The following is a 22,932-nucleotide window of genomic DNA, read 5'->3' on the forward strand; positions in this document are numbered from 1 at the left end:
GTACCATGCATTTGCTGCGCACCACGCCGGGCGGTTTCGTCGACGACACGCAGGGCGTCATCCGTATCGACCAGCAGCCCGCCGAAATCGTCGTGCTCAGTTCGGCGGACACCACGCTCGCGCTCCTGGCGAGCGTCGTGCCGCGCCTGCCAGCGGGCTTTCCGGGCGTGCGGCTCGCGAACGTCACGTACCTGCGCCAGCCCGCATCGGTGGACTTCTACATCGAAGACGTGTTGCAGCACGCGCGGGTGGTGGTGGTCGATCATCTGGGCGGCGAAACGTACTGGCCTTACGGCATCGAGCAGGTCGTCTCGCTCGCGCAGCGTCGCGGGCAACTGCTCGCGATGTTTTCGGGCGACTTGCAGGAAGACCCCAATCTCATCGCGAGGAGCCGCGCCGAGCCCGAGTTTTGCCGCCTGCTTTGGCGTTATCTGCGCGAAGGCGGCGCGGCGAACGCCGAGTCGTTTCTACGCGCGCTCGCGTGGCGCGCATTCGATTGGGGCAGCGAGCCGGCGCCGCCCATCGCGCTGCCGGCCGCCGCGCTGTATTGCCCGCAGCGCGACGTCGCGACCATCGACGAATGGCGCGCGCGCTGGCAACCCGGCGCACCGGTTGTCGCGCTGCTGTTTTACAAGGCGCATTTGCAGGCCGCGAACACGGCCGCTTTCGATGCGCTCATTACCGCGCTGCTGGCGCGTGGTATGAACCCGCTGCCGCTTGCGATCACCTCGCTCAAGGACACCTTGAGCCGCGACGTGCTCGATCAACTCGCAGCCGAGCACGACGTCTCGCTCGTGCTGAACACCACGGCGTTTGCGGCTTCGTCGCTGGACGACCCCGAACCGCTCGCGCTCGCCGGCGACGCGCCCGTGCTCCAGGTGATCCTGAGCGGCGGCAACCGCGAAGATTGGGTCAAGGACAACCACGGCCTGAACTCGCGCGACATCGCCATGCATATCGCGCTGCCCGAGGTGGACGGCCGCGTGATTACGCGCGCGATCAGTTTCAAGGGCCTCGCGTATCACTGCAAAGCGACGCAAGTCGATGTCGTGCGTTATCAGCCCGACCTGGAGCGCGTGGCTTTCGTCGCGGAACTCGCGCGCCGCTGGTGCCGTTTGCGCAGCCTGCCCAACGCAGAGAAAAAGCTCGCGCTCGTGCTCGCGAACTATCCGATGAGCGAAGGGCGCATTGGCAACGGCGTGGGACTCGACACGCCGGCCTCGGTGGTTGGCATCCTGCGCATGCTGCGCGATGAAGGCTACCGTGTAGCCGATCTGCCCGAAGACGGCGACGCGCTCATGCGCATCCTCACGCAAGGCGTGACGAACGATCCCGACACGCGCGCGTTGCGCCCGGCATGGCAGAGCCTTTCGCTCGACGACTACCGCGCGCGCTTCTCGCAACTGCCCGCCGAAGCGCAGAACGCGCTGATCGCGCGTTGGGGCCCGCCGGAAGCGGACCCCACGGTGCGGCGCGGCCGCTTCATGATCGCGGGCTGGCGTTGCGGCCAGGTGTTCGTGGGCATCCAGCCTTCGCGCTCGCGCGGCGACGACACTTACGCGAACTACCACGACGCCGAACTCGTGCCGCCGCACGCATACCTCGCGTTTTACTTCTGGCTGCGCGAGACGTTCGGCATCGACGCCATCGCACACGTGGGCAAGCACGGCAATCTGGAGTGGCTACCGGGCAAGAGCGTGGCGCTTGCCGACACCTGCTGGCCCGACATGGCGCTCGGGCCGCTGCCGCATCTGTATCCGTTCATCGTCAACGATCCGGGCGAGGGGAGCCAGGCCAAGCGCCGCGCCCAGGCCGTGATCGTCGATCACCTGATGCCGCCGCTCACGCGCGCCGAAAACTATGGGCCGCTGCAAGACCTCGAACGTCAGGTCGATGAGTATTACGAAGCATTGATGGTGGACCCGCGCCGTGCGAAGCTGCTGCGCAAGACCATACTCGCGACCATCATCGAGCATCGGCTGCACGAAGAACTGAGCGTCGCCGCGCCCAAGGATCAGGCTGGAGAAGACGAACTCCTCACGCGCGCCGACGCCTACCTCTGCGAACTGAAGGAAGCGCAGATTCGCGATGGCCTGCACACGTTCGGCGAATCGCCGCAGGGCCAGCAGCGTTGCGATACGCTGCTCGCGCTCGGGCGTTACGCCTGCGGGGACGGGCAGGGCGCGAACGCGGGCCTCATCGACGCGATCGCGCGCGACCTGCGCATCGATCACCTCGTCGATCCGGCCACGGTGGATTGGGCTGCGCCGTGGCAAGGCCCGCGTGCACCGCTGCTCGCAAGCGTGAGCGATACGCCGTGGCGTCATGCGGGCGATACGCGCGAACGCCTGGAAATGCTCGCGGCCACGTTGATCGAAGGCATTTGCTCAGGCGAACGAAACGATGCGGCGGCTCAATCGCTGCCGCACGCGGCCCAGGTACTCGCACGCCTGCACGGCGATGTGCTGCCGCGCCTCGATGCCTGCGGCCCGGAAGAAATGCGCCAGCTGCGCCGTGGTTTCGAAGGCCGTTTCGTGCCGCCTGGCCCGAGCGGTTCGCCTTCGCGCGGCCGTCCCGATGTGCTGCCCACGGGGCGCAACTTCTACTCCGTCGATACGCGCGCCATCCCCACGCAAGCCGCGTGGACGCTCGGCATGAAATCGGCGCAGCAACTCATCGAGCGTCATTTGCAGGAGCACGGCGATTACCCCCGCGCCGTGGGGCTGTCGGTCTGGGGCACCGCGACGATGCGCACCGGCGGCGACGATATCGCCCAGGCGTTCGCGCTGATCGGCGTGCGGCCGAAGTGGGCCGCGGGCAGCCAGCGCGTGACCGACTTCGAGATCATGCCGGTCGAGGCGCTGGACCGGCCGCGCATCGACGTGACGCTGCGCGTATCGGGCTTCTTCCGCGACGCGTTTCCGAACGTGATGCATCTGTTCGACGCAGCGGTGCAGGCCGTGGCCGATCTCGACGAACCGGAGCACCAGAACCCGTTGCGCGCCCGTGTGCTGCGCGAGCGCGACGCGCTGGTCGCAAACGGCATGGCCGCCGACGAGGCGCGCCGCCGCGCGGGCTGGCGCGTGTTCAGCGCGCGTCCCGGCGCTTACGGCGCGGGGCTGCAGTCGATGATCGACCATCGCCAGTGGCAAACCGACGCCGATCTCGCGAACGCATATCAGGCCTGGGGCGGCTACGCCTATGCGCAAAAGAGCGCGGGCGATGAGGCGAGCGACGCATTCCGCGCGCGTCTCGCGACGCTCGACGTCGTGCTGCAGAACCAGGACAACCGCGAACACGACCTGCTCGACTCGAACGACTACTACCAGTTCCAGGGCGGCATGGCCGCGGCGGCGCGGCACTTTTCGCAGGCCCAGCCCGCGCTCTATCACGCGGACCACAGCAACCCCGCGGCGCCGCGCATTCGTCCGCTGCACGAGGAGATCGCGCGCGTGATCCGCTCGCGCGTGGTGAACCCGAAGTGGATCGACGGCGTGAAGCGTCACGGCTACAAGGGCGCGGCGGAAATGGCGGCGACGGTCGATTATCTGTTCGGCTATGACGCGACCGCGCGCGTGGTGGGCGATCATCAGTACGCGCTCGTCGCGAACGCCTATGTGCACGACGACGACACGCGCGCCTTCATGCAGCGCCACAATCCGCACGCGCTGCATGCCGTGTGCGAGCGTCTGCTCGAAGCAATCCAGCGCGGTCTCTGGCAGGAGCCGGGCGAGCATCGCGCGCAACTCGAACACCGTCTGCTCGAAGCCGGGCAGCATCTGGAAGGATCAGGACCATGAGCGCTGCGGCCACGCGTCCCGCGTTTCCCTTTACCGCGCTGGTTGGCCAGGCGCCGTTGCAGCGCGCGCTGCTGCTCGCGGCCATCGACCCCGCAATCGGCGGCGTGCTCGTGAGCGGGCCGCGCGGCACCGCGAAATCCACGGCGGCGCGCGCGCTTGCGGCGCTGCTGCCGGAAGGCGCGTTCGTCACGCTGCCGCTTGGCGCGAGCGAGGACAAGCTGATCGGCACGCTCGACCTGGAAGCGGCGTTGCGCGAGAGCGCGGTGCGCTTCGCGCCTGGGCTGCTCGCGCGCGCCCACGGCGGCGTGCTCTACGTGGACGAGGTGAACCTGCTGCCCGATGCGCTCGTCGACGTGCTGCTCGACGCGGCGGCGAGCGGCGTGAACACCGTGGAGCGCGATGGCGTCTCGCACTCGCACGACGCGCACTTCGTGCTGGTGGGGACGATGAATCCCGAAGAGGGGGAGTTGCGTCCGCAACTGCTCGACCGTTTTGGCTTGATGGTCGAACTCGGCACGCCTTATGACGCGGCGCTGCGGCAACGCATCGTCAAGGCGCGTCTTGCGTTCGACGCCGATCCGCGCGCGTTTTGCGCGGCGCGTGAAGCCGATCAGCGCGCGCTCGCGCAGCGCATCGCGGCGGCACGCGACGCGCTCGGCAAGCTCGCGTGGAGCGATGCCGTGCATGAGCGCGCGGCGCAACGTTGCGTTGAGGCGGCGGTTGACGGCTTGCGCGCCGACCTTGTGATGCTGCGTGCAGCGCGCGCGCTCGCCGCGTTCGAAGGCGCGGATGCCGTGACGCCGGAACACGTCGATGAGGTCGCGGATTGCGTGCTCGCGCATCGGCGGCACGCCATGCCGCAGCGCTCCGATGCGCCGTCTGCCACCGAGCCGCAGCCGCCCCTCTCCACTTCCGCACCCAGGCGAGAAGACAAGCACACCGAAACAACGCCGGATGCCGATTGGGGTGAATTGCCGCCCGAGCCCGTCGCCGCGAAGGCGGTAAAGGGCGTGATTCCGCTGCCCGCAAAAAAACGCTGACCCGTCGAGCACAGGCCGCCGCCTTCGCACAGGGCGGCGCTCGACGGCGAGAAGGCCCGGGGCGCGGTCCCGCGCAAGTCGTGAGGCAGGGTGAGCGCATCGCCTGGCCGCCCACGCTCGCGGCCAAACGCGCAGGATCGTTGCAAGCGCAACATTTCCGCTTCACCAAACGCAAGACGGGTTCCGGCGCGCTCCATTGCTTTGTGCTGGACTGCTCGGCCTCCATGCTTGCGCGCGGTCAGCTTGCGCTCGCCAAGGGGTTGTTGATCGCGCTGTTCGACCGCGCTCGCGCCGAACGGGTGGAAGTGGCGCTGATCGCCTTCGGCGGCGCGGGTGCCGAACTGCGTTTCGGGCCCGCGGTGCCGCGCTGGTGGAACGAGCGCTGGATCGAGCCTATCGGCGGGGGTGGCGGCACGCCGCTCGAAGCGGGCATTGGCCGAGCGGCGCGAGTGCTGGAGACGGCCGCGCGCCGCGACCCGGCGCGCGCGCGCCATCTCTGGCTCTTCAGCGACGGCCGCACGACGCAGTGGCCTGCACGTCCGAATTCCGCCGATCACGTCACGGTGATCGATTGCGAACTTGGCGCGCTGCGTGTGGGGCGCTGCGAGGCGCTCGCGCAGGCATGGGCCGGCGAGTGCGTGGACGCTCAGGCGCTGCTCGCGTGAGCCGCCGCTAGCGCATGCTGCTGGTCCAGGACAGCACGTCGTCCTGACGTTCGAACACGTAGACTTTCATCGCCATCTGCTCGGCGGGCGTGAGTCGGTCGAGTTCGAGACCGAGCGTCGCTTGCGCGGGGTTGCCCGTTTCCGTTTGCACGTTGCGGATGACTGCGGTGGTTTCGATCGCTGTAGCGTTGTCGCCCGAACGTAGCTGGAATGACACGCGCAGCCGCTCGCCAACCTTGCCAAGCGCCCACGCCGCGCTCACCGAAAGCCCGAGCGCGCTGATGCCGCGTGCGAGCGCCACGCCGTCATAACCCGCGCCTTCCTCGCCAATGCCATAGCGCACGGGAAATTGCGCGCGCACGCGAATCGAGCGGCGCTCGCGCAGGCGGCGGATGTTGGCGGGCTGCGAAACCACGACGTAGTCGAGCGGCGCGTGGCTGAGCGCATGCACGGTGCATACGAAGCGATAGACGGCCTGGCTCGCGATCGCGACGATCTCCACGTTTTCGCCCGGCGTGATGGCGATGGGGCGGCCATCGACATAGGGAGTCGTCACGAAGAGCGCTTCGTTCGGCGCGAAGCCGATCAGGCGGCACGGGTGCATGGGCGCGCCGCTCGCGCCAATTTCCGGGCGCAGGCCCATCAGCGCGCCGATGTTCAGGTGCATGTCGCGCGTGGTGGCGGCCGCCTCGCCGGCATCTGCCGTAGCCGCTGCGCTCTGCGGTGCGACTTCGGGCCTCTCTACGTCGCCGCGATGCGGTGCGAAGTGCTGGAACAGAAAGTCTCGCTCCGCTTCGCCCACCAGCACCGAGCCGGCGTCGAGCAGCAGCGCGCCGTCGCGATCGACGACGGGCCAGGCGAGCGGCTCGCCTACCGGCATGGCGTCCGGCGTGAGCGGGGCGGCTTCGGCTTGAGCTTCAGTGATCGGATTGGTCATCGGCGCAGGCTGGTCGTTGAGCGGTTCGCGTCGCGAATCGGCTTCGCGGGTTCAACTGGTTTACGGCGCTTGGGCAGGGAAATTGAGTGCGTGCCGGGATTCGAAGGCGATTTCGGCAGCGGCAGTATGATGAATCCTGAATGCAATCTGTAATCGGCCGGCACGCGTAGCAAGCCTAGCGAGCGGAGCAAGAGAAAACGCCTCATGAAGCTCTGGAAACGATGTTTGCGAATCCCCGGTCAATGGCATCGGGCGCTCATGCAGTGGGTCGGGAGCCATCCATTCATTGTCGGCACGATGGGTTCGCTCGTCGGCGCGGCCATCGTGGCCATCGTGCTGCTGGGGTTGATGCAGCAGCGCTCGCAGGCCATCGCCAGCGCGCAGCACAATTCGGCCGCACTCGTCTCGTTGATGTCGAATGACCTGGAGGCGAATTACGGCATCTACGACCTGTTGCTGCTCGATGCGGCCGATAGCGCCCGCGACCCGCGCACGCAAAGCCTGCCGCCCGACATCCGCCGCAAGCTGCTGTTCGGCCGCGTGGCGGCCGGCGCCTATCTCGACGACGCGTTCTACGTCGACGCGAGCGGCCACATCGTCGAATCGCAGGACGGTCGAACGCATCCGGGCATCAATCTCGCAGACCGGGACTATTTCACTATGCAGCACGACCGCTCGGTCGGCATGTATATTTCGGACCCGATCCGCTCGCGTGCGCGCGAAGGCCACTATTCGATTGCGCTCTCGCGCCGCGTGACTGAGCACGATGGATCGTTTGGCGGCATCGTGTTGCTCACGCTGCGGCTCGCGTACTTTCAGCAACTGTTCGATCGGATCGACGTCGACCCCAAGGGCAGCGCGTTCATCATGCTGGACGACGGGACCATGCTCGCGCACCGCCCCTATTCGGACTACGAAGTGGGCGCGCAAATCGGCCGACTCGATTACATCCAGCCGATGCTGAAAACGAGTGACGGCTCGTTCATCGCCGCGGGCGAGGACGACAAGGTCGAGCGCATCTATACGTTCAAGCGCGTTCCGCACACGTCGCTCATCGCGGTCGTCGCGCCTTCCGTGGACGGCGCGCTCGACGCATGGCACGAACGCCTGCGTATCTATGCGCCGATGGCGTTGATCTTCGGTGCGCTCATCGCCGCCTCGTCGTGGCTGCTCGCGCTTTCGATGCGCGCGCGGCTGGCCACGCAAAAGGAATTCGAACGTCTCGCGGTCACCGACGCGCTCACGAGCCTATACAACCGGCGCGCACTCGACCTGCGCATCGAATCCGAATGGCAGCATGCGAGACGCGCGGGCGAGCCGCTTTCGGTGCTCTTCGTCGACATCGACAAGTTCAAGCTGTTCAACGACTTCTACGGGCACGCCCAGGGCGATAAAGTGCTCGCCGCCGTAGCAAGAGCGATACGCGAGGCCTGCCGCCGCGGGACGGACATGGTTGCGCGCTACGGCGGCGAGGAATTCGCCGTGGTTCTGCCGGCCACGACTTTCGATGGCGCCGTGACAATCGCGGAAGGGGTGCGCCAGCAAGTGGCGGCGCTGGGAATCGTGCACGAGCACAGCGAACACGGCACGTTGACCGTGAGCATTGGCTGCGCCACCTGCGTGCCGCGCGAGCGCACGGGCGCGCAGGCGCTGCTGCGCGCCGCCGACGCGCAGCTTTACGCGGCGAAGCAGGCGGGGCGCAACCAGGTGAAGGCGCGCGAATTCGAGGGCGCGCCACCCGACCCGCGCGACTCGCTACCCACCTTGAAGGCGGGAGCGTGATTGTCTATTCGGCATCCTCACGATACCAGCGCGGCGTATAAATCCACTCGCCGCCGTCGGCGCGAGCGAACCCGCGCGTAGCCGACGACCCGACGATCACCATCGTGCGCATATCGACGTCGGCCGAGCGCAGCTCGCCTAGCGTCGTGGCGCGCAGTGTCTCGCCGGGGCGGCCCACGTCGCGGCCCAGCACCACGCGCGTGTGCGGCGCGCGCACGCTGCGCACGATGTCGAGGGCGCGATCGAGCTGCCAGGGCCGCGCGCGCGAGATCGGGTTGTAGAACGCCATCACGAGATCGGCCTGTGCCGCATGCAGCAGGCGGTTTTCGATCACCGTCCAGGGCTTCAGGTTGTCGGAAAGCGAAAGCATGCAGAAGTCGTGGCCGAGCGGGGCGCCGACCTGCGCCGCCGTGGCGAGCGCGGCGGAAACGCCTGGCACGATCGACAGTTCGACGGCATGCCAGAGCGGGTCGTCGGCGCCTTCGAGCGCTTCGAGCACGGCGGCCGCCATCGCGAACACACCGGGGTCGCCCGACGAGACCACGGCGACGCGCCGCCCTTCGCTCGCCATCTCGAACGCGTGGCGGGCGCGCTGCAGTTCTTCGCGGTTGTCGGTGGCGTGGCGCTGCTGGTCTGCGCGAAACGGTCCCGCCATCTCCACGTAGGTTGCGTAGCCGACGATATCGGTCGCGTCATCCAGCGCGGCGCGCGCGGCGGGCGTAAGCAGATCGGCGCGGCCGGGGCCAAGGCCGAGCACCGTGAGTTTGCCGCGCGCGCGGCCCAACGCGAGCGGGTCGAGCGGCGCGGCGGCGCAGGCGAGCGCGATGCCGTCTTCGTTCGGCGCATGGCGCTCGACGTCCGCGCCAACGTTGAGCGCGGCGAGCGTGGCTTGCGGCGTGGACTCCGCGCTATCGACGAAGCGCAGCGGTACGCCGAGTTCCGTTGCCGCCTGCGCGAGCGATGCATCGCACATGTGCGCGGAAGGGGCGGCAAGCGCCGCGAGTGCGAGCGGCGCGAGGCTGTGTGCATGCAGCGCGCGGCGGACGCTTTCAGCAAGCGCCTGATGCGGCGTGCCCACGGCCGCGACAACGCTGCGCGGATGAATCACAAGATCGTCGGGGCTGCCGTTCCAGGCGTGCGCGCTCACGCGTATGGCATGACTCGCCGCTGCGTCGCGCGGCAGATCGACGTTCGCGAGCCACGGCGCGTGGCCATCCACGCGTGTCGTTGCGCCCGCAAGCAGATCGGAGACGAAACGCTTGCCTTGCGCGAGGCTCGCGAGCGCATAGCCCGCGGGCGGATTGAGCAGACAGGTGCCGAAGCGCAATTCGCCGCTCGTGGTGATGGCGGGCGCAACCGCGAGCGCGGCGCCGATTTCGCGCGCCATGACGTTGACGCCGGTGAGTCCGCCAAGCAGCGGCACGACGGCGCTGCCGTCCTCGGCGAGTGCGAGCACCGGCGGTTCCGCGCCCTTGTTGGCAAGCAGGGGCGCGAGGCACCGGATCACGATGCCCGCCGCGCACAGCGCGACGATGGGCATACCGCGCGTATAGCATTCGCGCAAATGCGCACCAAGCTCGTTGAACGCGACATCGCCTTCTACGCGGCCTTGCAGCGCATGGATCTGCGCGCCCGTGTAAAGCGCCTGCACGCGCCGCGCGGTGGCAAGCGCGCCGGGCCCGAGAATGACGATGGCGGGCGGTGTCACGACTGCCATTTCACCCCCGGCACGACGAGCAGCGAGAAGTAGGGCGAAGCCATCGGATCGACGTCGTCGAGCGGGACGATGCGCTGGTTCGCCATCGTCGCGCGCTCGACGTACAGCGCGCGATGCGCGAGACCCAGTTCGCCCAGCACGCGGCGCACCTTGTCGAAGTTGCGACCCAGTTTCATGATGACGGCGGCGTCCGCGTCGGCCAGACGGCGGCGCAATTCGTCCTCGGGCAGCACGCCCGAAAGCACGGCGAGGCTCTGGTTGCGATAGACGAGCGGCACGCCCAGCACCGCCGCGCCGCCCAGCATCGAGCACACGCCCGGCACGACTTCGGCCTCGTAGCGCGCCGCGAGCCGGTCGTGTAGATACATGTACGAGCCGTAGAAGAACGGATCGCCTTCGCAGATCACGGCCACGTCGCGTCCGGCGTCGAGATGGCGCGAAAGCATTTGTGCGGCGCCGTCGTAGAAGTCGGCGATGATCGCCTCATACGAGAGCGGCGGTTCGAGTGCTTCGGTCGTTACGGGGTAGACGAGCGGCAGGCGTTCCTGCTCGGCTTCGAGATGCGCCTCGACAATGCCGAACGCGTTGCCTTTCTTGCCCTTGGCCACGAAATACGCGACGACGGGGGCGGCCTTGAGCAGGCGCACGGCTTTGAGCGTGAGCAGTTCGGGGTCGCCGGGGCCGACACCAATGCCGTGCAGACGTCCTTTGCGGATCATTTATTCGGTCTCCGAAGCGAGTGCGTTGACGGCGGCGGCGGCCATCGCGCTGCCGCCACGGCGGCCGTGCACGACGACGAAGGGCACGCCGTGATTGTCGGCGGCGAGCTGCGCCTTGGACTCGGCCGCGCCGACAAAGCCCACGGGAAAGCCGAGGATGAGCGCGGGGCGCGCAGCGCCGGCGGCGATCATGTCGAGCAGGTGAAAGAGGGCGGTGGGCGCATTGCCGATCGCAACGACGCTGCCTGCAAGATGCGGCCGCCAAAGTTCGAGCGCGGCCGCCGATCGCGTGTTGCCAAGCTCGCGGGCGAGCGTGGGCACGGCGGGGTCGTCGAGCGTGCAGATGACGGCGTTGTTCGCGGGAAGGCGCGCGCGCGTGACGCCGTACGCGACCATTTTCGCGTCGCAGAGAATGGGCGCGCCGCCTGCGAGCGCTTTGCGGCCCGCCTTGCCCGCGCCTGCGCTAAAGGCGAGGTCGGCGACGACGTCCACCATGCCGCACGCGTGGATCACGCGTACGGCGAGTTTTTCCAGGTCGGCGGGAATGCGCGAGAGGTCGGCCTCGGCGCGGATCGTCGCGAACGACTCGCGATAGATCGCCTGGCCGTCTCGGATGTAATCAGACATCTTGGGTGCTCCGGGGCCGCTGCGCGAGTGCGAGCGCAGCGGCTTCGATCGTCAGGTTGCGCGCGACGGGCTGGCCAAAGCGCTGGCCGAAGCCGCTTTGCGTGTCGTCGCGCTGGTACAGGTCGTAGTGGTCCGGGTCGCTTGCGAGCAGCGTGAACGGCGCGCAATGCGCGGCCGCGCAGGAGCGTTCGCAGCCGCTCAGGTGCGCTTCGGTGTCGGGCGGCAGCAGGGCGGCGAGACGCTGTGCGTCGGCTTTCGTGTCGGCGCGGCTTTTTGCGCACCCCGCCGAGCCCGTGCAGGCGATGAGGCGCGCGAGCGGATCGGCACGCGAGACGATGAGACCGAGCGCGTGCAGGCGTTCGAGCGTGGCGGCCATGGCGTGCGCGGACACGTTGGGCAGCAGCAGGCCTTGCCATGGCGTCACCCGCAGCGTCGCATCGCCCGAGTCTTCCGCGAGCGCGGCGAGCGCGCGCAGCGTATGCGCGTCGATGCGGCCGAGCGCGGGCTGCGCGCCCACGTAGCCGCTGCCGTCAGCGTGCAGCGCGTGCGCGCCCAGGCGCAAGTCGGCGGGACTCGGCTCGCGACGCCACGCGTGCAGCGCGGCGTCGTCACGCATCAGCGCGAAGTCGCCATGAGCTTGCGCGCGTTGCAGCAGCGCATCGAGCGAGTGTGCGGCCAGCACGTCGCGCATGCGGGTTGCATCCGAGTCCGCTAGATCGAGGAACGCATGGAGCAGCGCGCGCATCGATGCGCGAATGTCTTCGGCGGCGAGTGTGCCGATTGGCCGTGTTGTCGGGCATCCCGCGAGGCCCACCGCGAAGCGCACCGTCGCGCCGTGCGGCAGCGCGGCGAGCCAGACGTCGTGCGGATGCTCGAGCATCGCCATGCGCTCGCCGCCGTCCAGTTGCAGCGCGAACTTGGGCGAGAGCGAGGCGAAACGCGCCTCGCGCTGCATCATGTCGATGAGTTCGGCGGCGATTGCTGCCGTGTTGCACAAAGAGTTCGGGTCAACGCCCGCGAGCGGGCTCAGCATCACGTTGCGCAACTCGTCGGCGGCGCATGCGCGCTCGAGCGGGCTTGCGGCGTCGATGCCAGTGGGCCCGAGGCCCGCGCCGATTAGCGCGGCGCTCAGTGCCGCCTCTTCGCCCACGCGCACGCCGCGAATCTGCACGTTCGCGCGATTGGTCAGTTCGAGCACGCCGGTGGCATGCGCCGACGCAGCATCGGCGAGGGCGTGCACACGCGCGGCGCTCAGCACGCCGCCGGGCAGGCGGATGCGACACAAGCCGCCGTCGCGCGCCGCGACCACGCGCACGAGCCCGGGGCACGCCGAGGGGCGGAGCGCGGCCAATGCAGTAGCGGGCGAGACGGGCTTCGTTTCGTGGTTCAAGGGAATACCGGGTAAGCATTGCGCGAGAGCGGCGCGCTGCCCGCACGGCAAGCGGGAAACGGCAGCGGTATCGGTACACCCCGCCCGATATGGGTTCGCACGAACATTCGGCCGGCAGGTCTCCTGGCTCGCAGGTCGTGGACCGCATCGGCCTTCCCGGTAAAACCAGTGGCTCGGGTGGATGCGGTCTCGCTGCTCACAGTCGCGGGGGCGGCCACAGTTTGCTGTGTTCCCAGTTATGCCTTAAAGGCGCCGGCGGACACGGTATTATGCCCGTTTTCACGCGCGCTCCGCCCGACAATGGGGTCGCGGGCCGATGGCGGCGCAGAGAAACAGGCAGTAAAACAGGCAGCAGAACAGGCAAAAGCGGGAGAACGAATGCAGGGCACGCAGGCATGGCTGACGGTTATAGGCATAGGCGACGATGGCTACGCGGGGCTCGGGCGCGACGCGCGGCGCGCGCTGTTCGACGCGGCCGTCGTGACGGGCGGCGAACGCCATCTTGCGATGCTGCCCTCGCGCGTGCGTGCGCGCCGCGAAGCGTGGCCGCAGCCGTTCAGCGTCGAGGCGCTGCTCGCGCATCGCGAGTCGAATGCGCCCGTATGCGTGCTCGCGAGCGGTGACCCCATGCTGTTCGGCGTGGGCGCGACGCTCGCGCGCCGTGTCGCGCCCGGTGAAATGCGCGTGCTGCCCGCGCCCTCGTCGCTTTCGCTCGCGGCGGCGCGCATGGGCTGGGCGTTGCAGGATACGTCGATGGTCTCGCTCGTCGGCCGTCCGCTCGATGCGCTGCGCCGTCATCTCTACGCGCGCTCGCGCGTGCTTGCGTTGAGCGCGGATGGGCGCACGCCGGCGGCGCTCGCCGCGTTGCTTGCCGAAGCGGGCTTCGGCGCCACGCGTCTTGCCGTGTTCGAGCATTTGGGCGGCCTGCTCGAGCGCCGCATCGAAGGCCGCGCCGATGCGTGGCACGTCGACGAAACCGCGGCGCTCAATCTCGTCGCGTTCGAATGCGAAAGCGATTTTGCGAATGCGCCCGCGCAGGGCTGGACGCTCACGCCCGGCCTTCCCGACGACGCCTACCGCCACGACGGCCAGCTCACGAAGCGCGACGTGCGCGCGCTCACGCTCGCGCGCCTCGCGCCCACGCCCGGCGCGTTGCTTTGGGACGTGGGTGCGGGCAGCGGCTCGATCGGCATCGAATGGATGCGCTCGCACGCGGCTTGCCGCGCGATCGCGATCGAAGCGCACGCCGAGCGTCAACGCTTCATCGAACACAATCGCGCCGCGCTGGGCGTGCCAGGGTTGCAACTCGTTGCGGGCCGCGCGCCCGAAGCGCTCGCAGGACTCGCCGCGCCCGACGCCGTATTCATCGGCGGCGGCGTGACCGTGCCCGGTGTGCTGGACGCGTGCTGGGCGGCGCTCGCGAGCGGCGGTCGGCTCGTCGCGAATGCAGTGACGCTGCAAAGCGAAGCGGCACTCGTGACGTGGCGCGCGCAGCACGGCGGCACGCTCACGCGTATCGGCATTGGCGAGGCGCAGCCACTGGGTGGCTTCGATACCTGGCGGCAGGCGTTGCCCGTCACGATCTACGAGGCAGTCAAGCCATGACGGCGCGCATCCTGCTGCTGGGCGGCACCGGCGACGCGCTGGCGATTGCGCGCACGCTCGGCCCGCAGCACGTGTACTCGCTTGCGGGCCTCGGCCGCGTGCCCGCCGATCTCGCCTGCGCCGTGCGTGTGGGCGGCTTCGGTGGGGCAGAAGGGCTCGCGCGCTTTCTCGCCGACGAAGACATCGCGCTCGTTTTCGACGCCACGCATCCCTACGCCGCGCAGATCAGTGCCAACGCGGCGCGTGCCTGCGTTGCGGCGCACGTGCCGTACTGGGCGCTGCGGCGTGCGCCGTGGCAGCCGCAGCCCGGCGACGACTGGCGCATGGTGAGCGGCTGGCCCGGCGTAGTCGAAGCGCTTGCGCCGTTCGCGCGTCCGCTCTTCACGCTCGGGCGCGAACCGCTTGCGCATCTGAACGAAGTGCCGGAACAGCAGCACTGGACGGTCCGTTGCCTCGAAGCGCATCCGGGCCACGCTCGCGCACGCATCATCGACGCGCGCGGGCCGTTCGCAGCGGAAGGCGAGCGCGCTCTTTTCATCGAAGCGCATATCGACGTCGTGGTCAGCAAGAACAGTGGCGGCGCGGCGACCGAAGCGAAGCTCGCCGTCGCGCGCGAGATGGGCCTGCCCGTGGTGATGATGCAGCGGCCGCCGCTGCCGGATGCGCAACGCGAATTCACCTCGGCGCAAGCAGCGATCGATGCACTCGCGAACTACAATCAGCGGAGTTTCCACGCATGACCGTTTTCTTCATCGGCGCAGGGCCGGGCGATCCTGAACTGATCACCGTGAAGGGCCAGCGCCTCGTGCGCAGTTGCCCCGTTATTCTCTACGCCGGTTCGCTCGTGCCGCCCGCCGTGCTCGAAGGCCACCGTGCGCACAAGGTGGTCGATACCGCACCGCTTACGCTGGATGAGATCGTCGCGTTGCTCGAAAACGCGCACGCCCAAGGCTTCGACGTGGCGCGTGTGCATTCGGGCGACCCGTCGCTCTACGGCGCAATCGGCGAGCAGATCCGGCGCTTGCGTATGCTTGGTATTCCTTATGAAGTTGTGCCCGGCGTGACCGCGGCGGCTGCGTGCGCGGCGGCGCTCGGCAGCGAACTCACGCTGCCCGGTATTTCGCAAACACTCATCCTCACGCGCTACGCCACGAAAACATCGATGCCCGAAGGCGAGCAGCTAGGCGACCTCGCGCGCCACCAGGCGACGCTCGCGATCCACCTGGGCGTGCGCCATGTCGGGCGCATCGTCGAGGAATTGCGGCCTCACTATGGCGAGGATTGCCCCGTGGCGGTGATCTATCGCGCGAGCTGGCCCGACGAGGAGCGTGTGACAGGCACGCTCGCGGATATCGCGCAGAAGGTGCTGGCAACGGATATCGAGCGTACTGCCCTGATTCTCGTGGGGCGTGTGCTCGCGGCAGAGGGTTTTGCGGATTCGACGTTGTATGGGGCGTCGAAGCGGTAGGGCTACGAAAGCGCTCGCAAATGCTCGCGCAGCTTGTCGACTTCGCCGTTGGCAAATTCCCTTTCGATTTCCTCATGCGTTTGCTGCCAGATCGGAAATGCCGCATTGAGCAGTCGATGCCCATCGTCAGTAAGGCTCAGCAAACGGCTGCGCTTGTCTTCTGGGTCCAGTTCGATGACCACGAGTCCGCGCCGCTCCAGCGGCTTGAGCGCGGCCGTGAGCGTAGTGCGGTCCATGGCCAGCAGCGACGCGACATCTTTCATGCCGGGCGGATGGGGCCGGTTCAGCGACATCAGCAGCGAAAACTGGCCGTTCGTGAGATCGAGCGGGCGCAGCACGTCGTCGAAAATGCGCGCGAGATTCCGCGCTGCCCGCTGCATATGCAAACACAGGCAGCAATCGCGCACTAATAGCGTGGTTTCGAAGGGAAGTTTCTTTGCGCGTGCCATGTTGCAATTATGTTGATATCAACCTATGCTGTCAAGGCCGGATGGGCGACACGCCGTTGCCCCGATTTCAGACCCGTAGCTGGATCAGTCAACACAGCAGATGGAGGACACATGAGCGATCAGAAACTGTTTCTCGCTGTTTTTCTCGGCACCAAGGACAACGCGCGCATGAAGGGGTGGGCGGCGCTTTCCGAAGCAGATCGGCACGCGAAGGAAAAAGAGGGCATTGCCGCCTGGCATGCGTGGGTCGAAAAGCACAAGGCGTCGATCGTCGACATGGGCGGCCCGCTCGGCAAGACCAAATCGATTGGCGAGCGTGGCATCGCGGATACGTCCAACGCGCTAACAGGCTATACCGTTCTGCGCGCCGCATCGCACGAAGAGGCCGCCAAGCTGTTCGAAGGCCATCCCCATTTTTCGATTTTCCCGGGCGAGGCCGTCGAAGTGATGCCCGTTCTGCCGATTCCTGGTGCATGAACGGAGCCGCGTCATGAAACTCTACGGTTTTTCAGGCACTCGTTCGCAACGTGCGTTATGGGGCCTCAAGGAAGTCGACGCCGATTTCGAATTCATCACGGTCAATCTGCTCGAAGGCGAGCACAGGCGGCCCGAATACCTGCGCATCAATCCCGCGGGCAAGGTTCCCGTACTCGTGGACGGCGATCGCGTGATTCCCGAATCGGCCGCAATCGTGCTGTATCTCGCGGACAAATATCCGGAGAAGCAGCTATTGCCCAAGGATCTCGACGAGCGGGCACAGGCGTATCGCTGGACCCTGTTCGCCGTCACCGAACTGGAACAGCCGCTCTGGAGAATCACTCGGCACTCCTTCCTTTATCCGCCGGACAAGCGCAGCCCCGCCGATATCGAACTCGCGCGGGAGGACTTCAAGACCATGGCCGCCGTCCTCGAGAAGCACCTCGAAGGGCGCGAGTTCATCGTCGGTAACAGGCTTTCGGTTGCCGACTGCGTGACGGTTTATCTGATGGACTGGGCCAACGAAGTGCAACTGCTGGAGGGCTTTCCGCGCTTGCAGGCGTATCTCGAACGCCTCTATGCGCGGCCCGAGGCGCCGCAGCGCATCGCCGAAGCACGCAAGGCAGCATAAACAGAAAAACGGCCCAATCGGATCACGCCGATTGGGCCGCCTTGCTACCGCGTTACTTCACGTCAATGCGCCCGCGCATGCTCATGATCGACATGCGTGCGCGGCTGCGTCACCGTGCTCACCACGGCAAGCACGATCACGTTCACGAACAGCGCAAGGAAACCGATGTTGATGTCCTTGAGCGCATCCGGCGCGAACGGAATCAGCTGAGCCACGCTCACATGCGTGAGCGTCGTGACGATCACCACGAGCACGCCCGCCAAGATGCCGCAGAACGCGCCTTGCTTTGTCACGCGATTGCGCGCGGAAAGGCTGCACACCATCGCCGGGAAGAGTTGCGTGACGAAGTTGTAGCCCATCAGCAGCAGCGCGACGATGGTGTCGCCGCCGTTGAGCGTGAAGCCTACCGCCACGAGCGCGATCACCGGCACGAAAAAGCGAGCGAGCTTCGCGACTTGCGCGTCGTCCGCGCTCTTCGCAAGGCCGCCGCGATAGATGTCGTTGGCGAGCAGCGTCGAAGCCGTGGTGAGGATCATCGAGCCCGGCACGAGTGCGGTGAGCACACCCGCCGCGCCGATCACGCCCACGAACCACGGATCGAACGTTTGCAGCGCGAGGCGGAAGAGCGAGAGGTCGATGTCGCCGCCCTTCAGGCCCGGCACCTTGAGCACGGCCGCGAAGCCGCAAAAGAACACGAACAGCAGGATGAGCTGATAAAGCGGCAGGATCATCGCGTTGCGGCGGAAGATACGCTCGTTCTTCGCGGTGTAGACCGACATGAACGTGTGCGGCCACATGAAGAAGCCGAGCGCCGTGAGCAGCACGGTGGACTGGAACCACGTCACGCTCTGGCCACGCGCCGGGAAGGTGAGAAAGCCGGGCTTGGCGGCGTCGATCGCGCGGAACATCTCGCTCAGGCTGCCGTAGTGGTGAATCGGCAGGTAGACGCCGAGGAACACGGCGATGGCGAGAATCATCGTGTCCTTCACGACCGAATTCCACGCGCAGCCGCGCACGCCCGAAACGATCACGTAAGCCGTGACCACGGCCGCGCCGATCCAGATCGCCGCCGTGGAGGAAATCGCGCCATAGGAGGCCGTCGTCACGATGATGCCGAGCCCCTTCAGTTGCAGCACGAGATACGGCACGAGCGCGAGCACGCCCACGCATGCCACGAGCACGCCCAGTGCGGGGCTCTGGTACTTGCGCGCGAAGAAGTGCGGCTGCGAGACGAGCCGGTGCTGCTTGGCGAAGCGCCAGACGGGCGGCAGCATCCAGTACGAGAGGATGTACGCAAGCGTGCCGTAAGCCAGAATGTAGTAGACGGGCGCGCCCTTGCCATAGGCGAAGCCGCTGCCGCCGAGGAACGTGAAGGTCGTGTAGATCTCGCCCGCCATCAGCAGGAACACGAACGCAGTGCCGAAGCTGCGGCCCCCCACGGCCCACTGCTCGAGACTCATGTCGTGCCCGCGGCGGGCGCGCATGCCGAGATAGAGCGCGACCAGGGTCATCGCCGCGATGATGATGAGGGCGCTCATGATCGCACCTCCGCATCCGCTTCGCCCGAAAGCCGGTTGGCCGGATCGAGCCGGTAGACGATGCCCATGATCGCCGCGGCCAGCACGACCCACATGACGATCCACGCCAGCACGAGCGGCATGCCGAGCACGAGTGGCTCGGTGCGATTGACGAACGGCACCCCTAACAGGATGCCGATAAAGGGCAAGGCAGCGAGCAACCGCAGTGACATGGCAACTCCTCTTTGATATGAGAAGAAAAGAAACGTCGCGTCGGGGTGCGAGGCTACCCACTCTATGCTCGTGAACGCGCCCCGTAAAGCTGCCAAAAATACTGAAGCGCTTGCCGTAAATATTGGTGCAACGCGCCATTTTTACGGTTACGGGGCGACATCGTTCAGGCACGCCGAACGCCGATCCGGCTACACTTCTCGCAGCCCGGCGCGCTATGTGCGCATGCCCTTAACGGATCGACTCCATGATCGAGAGCCTGATTTCAGACATCCTGTTCGGTTTTACCGGACTCATCAGCATCATCAATCCCATTGGCGTTGCCTTCGTTTTTCTCGACCGCACCGCGAACCTCACCGACGAAGAGCGGCGCCTGCTCGCCAAGCGCGTCGCGATCAATGCATTCTTCGTGCTGGTTGCGGCGTTTTTCGTGGGCACGCCGATCCTGCATTTCTTCGGCATTTCAATGGAAGCGCTGCGTATTGGCGGCGGCCTCGCGGTGGCAGTGAGTGGCTGGCAGATGCTCAACGCGCCCGAGCCCGAGCCGCTTCCGGCCGATCATCCGGTCAAGCCCATGAGCGCGAGTTCGGCCTCCGGCAAGGCCTTTTTTCCGCTGACCATACCGCTCACCACGGGCCCGGGCTCCATCGCCACGGCCATTGCGCTGAACGCCAACCGGACGCACAAGCTTTCGGCGTGGCTGCTCTCGAGCTTCGCGTCGATCGTGATTTCCGCGCTCGTCATGCTCGTGATCTATTACGTGTACAGCCGCGCTGCGCGGCTTTCGCAGTACCTGGGTGTGGAAGGCACGCGCGTGGCCATGCGCGTGTCGTCGTTTCTGCTCCTGTGCATCGGGGTGCAGATCATACTGACTGGCCTCACCGGCTTTCTCACGCCGATCGCCGACCTGCACGCCGCGAAGTAGCGGTGCTTTCAAAGCGGCCGGCGTACACGAGCGTCCTCACACGAAGGAGACCATCATGTGCCGCTGGCTCGCTTATACGGGTAACCCCGTGCATCTCGAGACCGTGCTGTTTCACGCGCGCCATTCGCTGATCGACCAAAGCCTGCATTCGACCAAAGGTGCGACCACCACGAATGGCGACGGCTTCGGAATGGGCTGGTTCCAGGACCCGCACGACATTCCGTACCGCTATCGCAGCGTGCATCCGGCCTGGAACGACCGCAACCTGCGCGAACTCGCGCGTGCGGTGCGCGCGCCCATGTTCATTGCGCATATTCGCGCCGCCACCGACACGCCGGTGCAGGAGACGAACTGCCATCCGTTTCGCCACCGGCGCTGGATCTTCGCGCACAACGGGCTGATTCGCAGCTATCCGCTCATGCGGCGCGATCTGCTCGTCGCGATCGATCCGGAGCGCTTCAACGCGCTCGAAGGTTCGACGGATTCCGAAACGATGTTCTATCTGGCGATGACGTTCGGCCTCGAATTCGATCCCGTCACCGCGCTCGAACGTATGGCAGGTTTCGTTGAAGCCACCGCGAAGAAGCATGGCGTCGAGCCCGCACTCAATATGACCGTGTGCGCTTGTGACGGCGAGCAGATCGTCGCCGCGCGTTATTCGAGCGAACGCAATTCGCGTTCGCTTTATCACACCACGGCGTTCCGGCATCTCCGCGAACTGTATCCCGACGATCCGCGCATCGCGGCGGCCGGCGACGACGCGTATCTGCTCGTCTCCGAGCCGCTCGGCGACAGGCCCGAGGTCTGGGCCGAAGTGCCGGAATCGACGGCCATTGTCGTGCGCGGCCCCGAGGTCGAGTACCGGCCGTTCGCGCCGATCGCGCCTTAGCCAGTCCGTCAGGGATCGTCAGGCGTTCCGGCGCCTTTGCCGTGCCGCCGCGAGCGCGAGCACCTCGTCGAAAAGCGTGACGTCCACGGGCTTCACGAGATGCATCTCGAAGCCCGCTTCGCGCGTGAGTTCGACGTCGGCGGCCTGGCCGAAACCCGTCATCGCGGCGAACAATGTGTGCTTGAGCGGCGGCAGCGCGCGCAGGGCGCGCAGCGTCGCATAGCCGTCGATCTCGGGCATGGCGATGTCGATGAGCGCGGCGTCGGGCGTGAAGCCGTCCACTTCCTCGCGCGCGTGGGCGGCGCTGTAGGCCACGCGCACGTCGTGGCCTTTGAGTTCGAGCAGCATGGCGAGGCTGTCGGCCGAGTCGCGGTTGTCGTCGACCACGAGCACGCGCAGCGACGGCACTCCGGCCTCGGCGAGCGCGGCAAGCTCGGCCGCGTCCGGGGTGAGCGGCGGCGGCTGCATGGCGTGCACGGTATCGCGCGCGAACGGCAGGCGGATCGTGAACGTGCTGCCTTTGCCCGGCCCGTCGCTCGTGGCGGAGATGGTGCCGCCATGCAGTTCGACGAGCGAGCGGCACAGCATGAGGCCGATGCCGAGCCCGTTTTCCGCGGGCCCCGGCACGGAGCGGTCCTGGCTGAACAGGCCGAAGATCGACTCGTGCGTGCCGGGCCGCAGCCCGCGGCCTTCGTCGCGCACCTTGATCTGCACGGCGCGCGCCGCGGAACGCACGTCCACGACGATATGGCTGCCGTCGGGCGAGAACTTCGAGGCGTTGTGCAGCAGGTTCTGCAGCACCTGAACGAGGCGCGTGTGGTCGCCCGTCATGGTGAGCGTCTCGTCGGGCATCTGCACGTCCACGTGCTGGCCGCGCGCCGAGGTGAAGGGCTGCGCCGCGTCGATGGCGTGCGCGACCACTTCGCGCAGGTCGAGCGGCGCCTCGCGCAACTCGATCTTGCCCGACGTGATGCGCCCGACGTCGAGCAGGTCGTCCACGAGCCGCGTGAGATGCACGATCTGGCGGTCGATCATTTCGCGCGCGCGCTCGATCTCGGGGCTCGGCGCATCCATGAGGCGCATCGTGGCCACGGCGTTGCGCACCGGCGCGAGCGGGTTGCGCAGCTCGTGCGCGAGCATGGCGAGGAACTGCTTCATCTGCTCGCTCGAATGTTCGAGCTCGTCGGTGCGGCGGCTCTCGGTCATGTCGCGCGTGACCTTCGCGAATCCCGTGAGCCGGCCGTGGCCGTCGTGCACTGCGGTGAGCGTGACGTTGGCCCAGAACATCGAGCCGTCCTTGCGCACGCGCCAGCCTTCGGTCGCGACGCGGCCAAAATCCCTCGCGCGGCGCAGTTCGCGCTCGGGCTGACCGGCGGCGATCTCTTCGGGCGGATAAAACACGGAAAAATGCTGGCCGACGATCTCGGCCGGCCGGTAACCCTTCAGGTTGGTCGCGCCAGTGTTCCAGCTGACCACGATGCCCTGCGGATCGAGCATGAAGATCGCGTAGTCGCTCACGCTTTCCACGAGCAGGCGAAAGCGCTCTTCGGAGAGGCGCAGCGCCTCGACCTGGCTGCGTTCGGCGGTGAGGTCGCGCGTGACCTTGGCGAAGCCCGCGAGCGAGCCGTCGCGTTCGCGCAGCGCGGTGATGACGACGTTGGCCCAGAACATCGTGCCGTCTTTGCGCACGCGCCAGCCTTCGTCGTTGAAGCGTCCGTGCAGCGTGGCCTGCTCCAGTTCGTGCTCGGGCCAGCGGCGTGCGTTGGCTTCGTCGGTGTAAAAGCGCGAGAAGTGCTGGCCGATGATCTCGTGCGCTTCGTAGCCCTTGATGCGGGCCGCGCCGCGATTCCAGCTCACGATGTAGCCGCGCGTGTCGAGCAGGAATATCGCGTAATCCTCGATCGGATCCACGAGCGCCTCGAAGCGGCGCTCATTGTGGCTTTCCGCGGCGACATTGTGCGGGGCGATGCCGGGGTCGGGCGTCGTCATGGTCCTCGGGTCTGTCATAGGGCCTGTTCAGAAGTTTGACAGGCTCCGGCCTCCTGAATGGACGACCCGCGCGT

20 protein-coding genes and 1 riboswitch are annotated in these 22,932 nt (G+C 67.1%); of the genes, 11 read left to right on the forward strand and 9 right to left on the reverse strand.

The genetic code is table 11. The features are described from left to right. Window positions 1–5 precede the first annotated feature (5 nt). The 3 genes from cobN to L0U83_RS17465 all read left to right on the forward strand — a co-directional run bounded on the left by cobN (window position 6) and on the right by L0U83_RS17465 (window position 5,505). Entirely contained in the window at window positions 6–3,800 is a 3,795-nt protein-coding gene (gene cobN, locus L0U83_RS17455; protein WP_233885026.1) for a cobaltochelatase subunit CobN, read from the forward strand. Then, complete coding sequence (locus L0U83_RS17460) at window positions 3,797–4,840, forward strand: magnesium chelatase ATPase subunit I (RefSeq protein WP_233885029.1); 1,044 nt, start codon at window positions 3,797–3,799, stop codon at window positions 4,838–4,840. Before cobN ends, L0U83_RS17460 begins: the two co-directional genes overlap by 4 nt. An 80-nt stretch (window positions 4,841–4,920) precedes the next feature. After that, on the forward strand, window positions 4,921–5,505 hold the full coding sequence (locus tag L0U83_RS17465; RefSeq protein WP_233885031.1) for a vWA domain-containing protein: 585 nt from the start codon (window positions 4,921–4,923) through the stop codon (window positions 5,503–5,505). Between the two features lie 7 nt (window positions 5,506–5,512). Here L0U83_RS17465 and L0U83_RS17470 read toward each other — a convergent pair whose 3' ends face one another. Then, window positions 5,513–6,442 carry a flagellar brake protein gene (locus L0U83_RS17470; protein ID WP_233885033.1) on the reverse strand — a complete coding sequence of 310 codons (930 nt, stop codon included), beginning with the start codon at window positions 6,440–6,442 and terminating at the stop codon, window positions 5,513–5,515. Between the two features lie 225 nt (window positions 6,443–6,667). Here L0U83_RS17470 and L0U83_RS17475 point away from each other — a divergent pair, with 225 nt between their 5' ends. Then, window positions 6,668–8,224 carry a sensor domain-containing diguanylate cyclase gene (locus L0U83_RS17475; RefSeq protein WP_233885034.1) on the forward strand — a complete coding sequence of 519 codons (1,557 nt, stop codon included), beginning with the start codon at window positions 6,668–6,670 and terminating at the stop codon, window positions 8,222–8,224. A 4-nt stretch (window positions 8,225–8,228) separates the two neighbouring features. Here L0U83_RS17475 and cobJ read toward each other — a convergent pair whose 3' ends face one another. Genes cobJ through cobG form a run of 4 tightly spaced genes read right to left on the reverse strand, consistent with a single transcriptional unit; the run spans window position 8,229 to window position 12,677 of the window. After that, window positions 8,229–9,941: a precorrin-3B C(17)-methyltransferase gene (gene cobJ / locus L0U83_RS17480; RefSeq protein WP_233885035.1), complete on the reverse strand. Its 1,713-nt coding sequence runs from the start codon at window positions 9,939–9,941 to the stop codon at window positions 8,229–8,231. Then, on the reverse strand, window positions 9,929–10,660 hold the full coding sequence (locus tag L0U83_RS17485) for a precorrin-2 C(20)-methyltransferase (protein ID WP_201698754.1): 732 nt from the start codon (window positions 10,658–10,660) through the stop codon (window positions 9,929–9,931). The genes cobJ and L0U83_RS17485 overlap by 13 nt, the downstream gene beginning before the upstream one ends. Next, window positions 10,661–11,287, reverse strand: a complete 627-nt coding sequence (locus L0U83_RS17490) for a precorrin-8X methylmutase (RefSeq protein ID WP_233885037.1) — start codon at window positions 11,285–11,287, stop codon at window positions 10,661–10,663. Beyond that, window positions 11,280–12,677, reverse strand: coding sequence for a precorrin-3B synthase (cobG, locus tag L0U83_RS17495; protein WP_233885038.1), 1,398 nt, complete (start codon window positions 12,675–12,677; stop codon window positions 11,280–11,282). The genes L0U83_RS17490 and cobG overlap by 8 nt, the downstream gene beginning before the upstream one ends. A gap of 97 nt (window positions 12,678–12,774) precedes the next feature. Further along, a riboswitch (cobalamin riboswitch) is annotated at window positions 12,775–12,949 on the reverse strand. Window positions 12,950–13,055: 106 nt separating this feature from the next. Here cobG and cbiE point away from each other — a divergent pair. From cbiE to cobM, 3 genes are read left to right on the forward strand one after another with little or no spacing between them, the layout of a single operon-like run. Beyond that, a complete protein-coding gene (gene cbiE / locus L0U83_RS17500) occupies window positions 13,056–14,282 on the forward strand; it encodes a precorrin-6y C5,15-methyltransferase (decarboxylating) subunit CbiE (protein ID WP_233885039.1) in 1,227 nt (408 codons plus the stop codon). Further along, the gene (locus L0U83_RS17505; RefSeq protein WP_233885040.1) at window positions 14,279–15,022 is read left to right on the forward strand and encodes a cobalt-precorrin-6A reductase; all 744 of its coding nucleotides are present in this window, start codon (window positions 14,279–14,281) and stop codon (window positions 15,020–15,022) included. The genes cbiE and L0U83_RS17505 overlap by 4 nt, the downstream gene beginning before the upstream one ends. Next, window positions 15,019–15,750: a precorrin-4 C(11)-methyltransferase gene (gene cobM / locus L0U83_RS17510; RefSeq protein ID WP_233885041.1), complete on the forward strand. Its 732-nt coding sequence runs from the start codon at window positions 15,019–15,021 to the stop codon at window positions 15,748–15,750. The genes L0U83_RS17505 and cobM overlap by 4 nt, the downstream gene beginning before the upstream one ends. Before the next feature lie 2 nt (window positions 15,751–15,752). Here the strand turns inward: cobM and L0U83_RS17515 are convergent, their stop codons facing one another. Next, window positions 15,753–16,199 (reverse strand): MarR family winged helix-turn-helix transcriptional regulator, encoded by a 447-nt coding sequence (locus L0U83_RS17515; RefSeq protein ID WP_233885043.1) that lies wholly within the window; start codon window positions 16,197–16,199, stop codon window positions 15,753–15,755. A 111-nt stretch (window positions 16,200–16,310) separates the two neighbouring features. On the opposite strand from L0U83_RS17515, the gene L0U83_RS17520 reads away from it, so the two are divergent. Together L0U83_RS17520 and L0U83_RS17525 are read left to right on the forward strand one after the other, a co-directional pair. Beyond that, window positions 16,311–16,676 carry a YciI family protein gene (locus L0U83_RS17520; RefSeq protein WP_201698760.1) on the forward strand — a complete coding sequence of 122 codons (366 nt, stop codon included), beginning with the start codon at window positions 16,311–16,313 and terminating at the stop codon, window positions 16,674–16,676. A gap of 13 nt (window positions 16,677–16,689) precedes the next feature. Then, entirely contained in the window at window positions 16,690–17,307 is a 618-nt protein-coding gene (locus tag L0U83_RS17525) for a glutathione S-transferase family protein (RefSeq protein ID WP_233885045.1), read from the forward strand. A gap of 62 nt (window positions 17,308–17,369) precedes the next feature. On the opposite strand, the gene L0U83_RS17530 is transcribed toward L0U83_RS17525, so the two are convergent. Both L0U83_RS17530 and L0U83_RS17535 read right to left on the reverse strand, forming a co-directional pair. After that, window positions 17,370–18,845 carry a sodium:solute symporter family protein gene (locus tag L0U83_RS17530; RefSeq protein WP_233885046.1) on the reverse strand — a complete coding sequence of 492 codons (1,476 nt, stop codon included), beginning with the start codon at window positions 18,843–18,845 and terminating at the stop codon, window positions 17,370–17,372. Continuing rightward, window positions 18,842–19,057: a DUF3311 domain-containing protein gene (locus L0U83_RS17535; protein ID WP_233885047.1), complete on the reverse strand. Its 216-nt coding sequence runs from the start codon at window positions 19,055–19,057 to the stop codon at window positions 18,842–18,844. Before L0U83_RS17535 ends, L0U83_RS17530 begins: the two co-directional genes overlap by 4 nt. A gap of 245 nt (window positions 19,058–19,302) precedes the next feature. Here L0U83_RS17535 and L0U83_RS17540 point away from each other — a divergent pair, with 245 nt between their 5' ends. Both L0U83_RS17540 and L0U83_RS17545 read left to right on the forward strand, forming a co-directional pair. After that, window positions 19,303–19,980 carry a MarC family protein gene (locus L0U83_RS17540; protein ID WP_233885048.1) on the forward strand — a complete coding sequence of 226 codons (678 nt, stop codon included), beginning with the start codon at window positions 19,303–19,305 and terminating at the stop codon, window positions 19,978–19,980. A gap of 55 nt (window positions 19,981–20,035) precedes the next feature. Beyond that, entirely contained in the window at window positions 20,036–20,869 is an 834-nt protein-coding gene (locus tag L0U83_RS17545) for a class II glutamine amidotransferase (RefSeq protein ID WP_233885049.1), read from the forward strand. 18 nt (window positions 20,870–20,887) lie between these two features. Here the strand turns inward: L0U83_RS17545 and L0U83_RS17550 are convergent, their stop codons facing one another. Continuing rightward, on the reverse strand, window positions 20,888–22,876 hold the full coding sequence (locus L0U83_RS17550) for a PAS domain-containing hybrid sensor histidine kinase/response regulator (RefSeq protein WP_444544256.1): 1,989 nt from the start codon (window positions 22,874–22,876) through the stop codon (window positions 20,888–20,890). Between the last annotated feature and the right edge of the window lie 56 nt (window positions 22,877–22,932).

The sequence above is a fragment of the Paraburkholderia flagellata genome, from assembly GCF_021390645.1.
GTDB lineage: Bacteria > Pseudomonadota > Gammaproteobacteria > Burkholderiales > Burkholderiaceae > Paraburkholderia > Paraburkholderia flagellata.

Excerpts from the sequence above, each read along its gene's own strand:
- cobN (WP_233885026.1), top strand. The coding sequence starts at position 6 with ATGCATTTGCTGCGCACCACGCCGGGCGGTTTCGTCGACGACACGCAG.
- L0U83_RS17460 (WP_233885029.1), top strand. The coding sequence starts at position 3,797 with ATGAGCGCTGCGGCCACGCGTCCCGCGTTTCCCTTTACCGCGCTGGTT.
- L0U83_RS17470 (WP_233885033.1), bottom strand. The coding sequence starts at position 6,442 with ATGACCAATCCGATCACTGAAGCTCAAGCCGAAGCCGCCCCGCTCACG.
- cobJ (WP_233885035.1), bottom strand. The coding sequence starts at position 9,941 with ATGGCAGTCGTGACACCGCCCGCCATCGTCATTCTCGGGCCCGGCGCG.
- L0U83_RS17485 (WP_201698754.1), bottom strand. The coding sequence starts at position 10,660 with ATGATCCGCAAAGGACGTCTGCACGGCATTGGTGTCGGCCCCGGCGAC.
- L0U83_RS17490 (WP_233885037.1), bottom strand. The coding sequence starts at position 11,287 with ATGTCTGATTACATCCGAGACGGCCAGGCGATCTATCGCGAGTCGTTC.
- cbiE (WP_233885039.1), top strand. The coding sequence starts at position 13,056 with ATGCAGGGCACGCAGGCATGGCTGACGGTTATAGGCATAGGCGACGAT.
- L0U83_RS17505 (WP_233885040.1), top strand. The coding sequence starts at position 14,279 with ATGACGGCGCGCATCCTGCTGCTGGGCGGCACCGGCGACGCGCTGGCG.
- cobM (WP_233885041.1), top strand. The coding sequence starts at position 15,019 with ATGACCGTTTTCTTCATCGGCGCAGGGCCGGGCGATCCTGAACTGATC.
- L0U83_RS17515 (WP_233885043.1), bottom strand. The coding sequence starts at position 16,199 with ATGGCACGCGCAAAGAAACTTCCCTTCGAAACCACGCTATTAGTGCGC.
- L0U83_RS17520 (WP_201698760.1), top strand. The coding sequence starts at position 16,311 with ATGAGCGATCAGAAACTGTTTCTCGCTGTTTTTCTCGGCACCAAGGAC.
- L0U83_RS17525 (WP_233885045.1), top strand. The coding sequence starts at position 16,690 with ATGAAACTCTACGGTTTTTCAGGCACTCGTTCGCAACGTGCGTTATGG.
- L0U83_RS17530 (WP_233885046.1), bottom strand. The coding sequence starts at position 18,845 with ATGAGCGCCCTCATCATCATCGCGGCGATGACCCTGGTCGCGCTCTAT.
- L0U83_RS17535 (WP_233885047.1), bottom strand. The coding sequence starts at position 19,057 with ATGTCACTGCGGTTGCTCGCTGCCTTGCCCTTTATCGGCATCCTGTTA.
- L0U83_RS17540 (WP_233885048.1), top strand. The coding sequence starts at position 19,303 with ATGATCGAGAGCCTGATTTCAGACATCCTGTTCGGTTTTACCGGACTC.
- L0U83_RS17545 (WP_233885049.1), top strand. The coding sequence starts at position 20,036 with ATGTGCCGCTGGCTCGCTTATACGGGTAACCCCGTGCATCTCGAGACC.
- L0U83_RS17550 (WP_444544256.1), bottom strand. The coding sequence starts at position 22,876 with ATGACAGACCCGAGGACCATGACGACGCCCGACCCCGGCATCGCCCCG.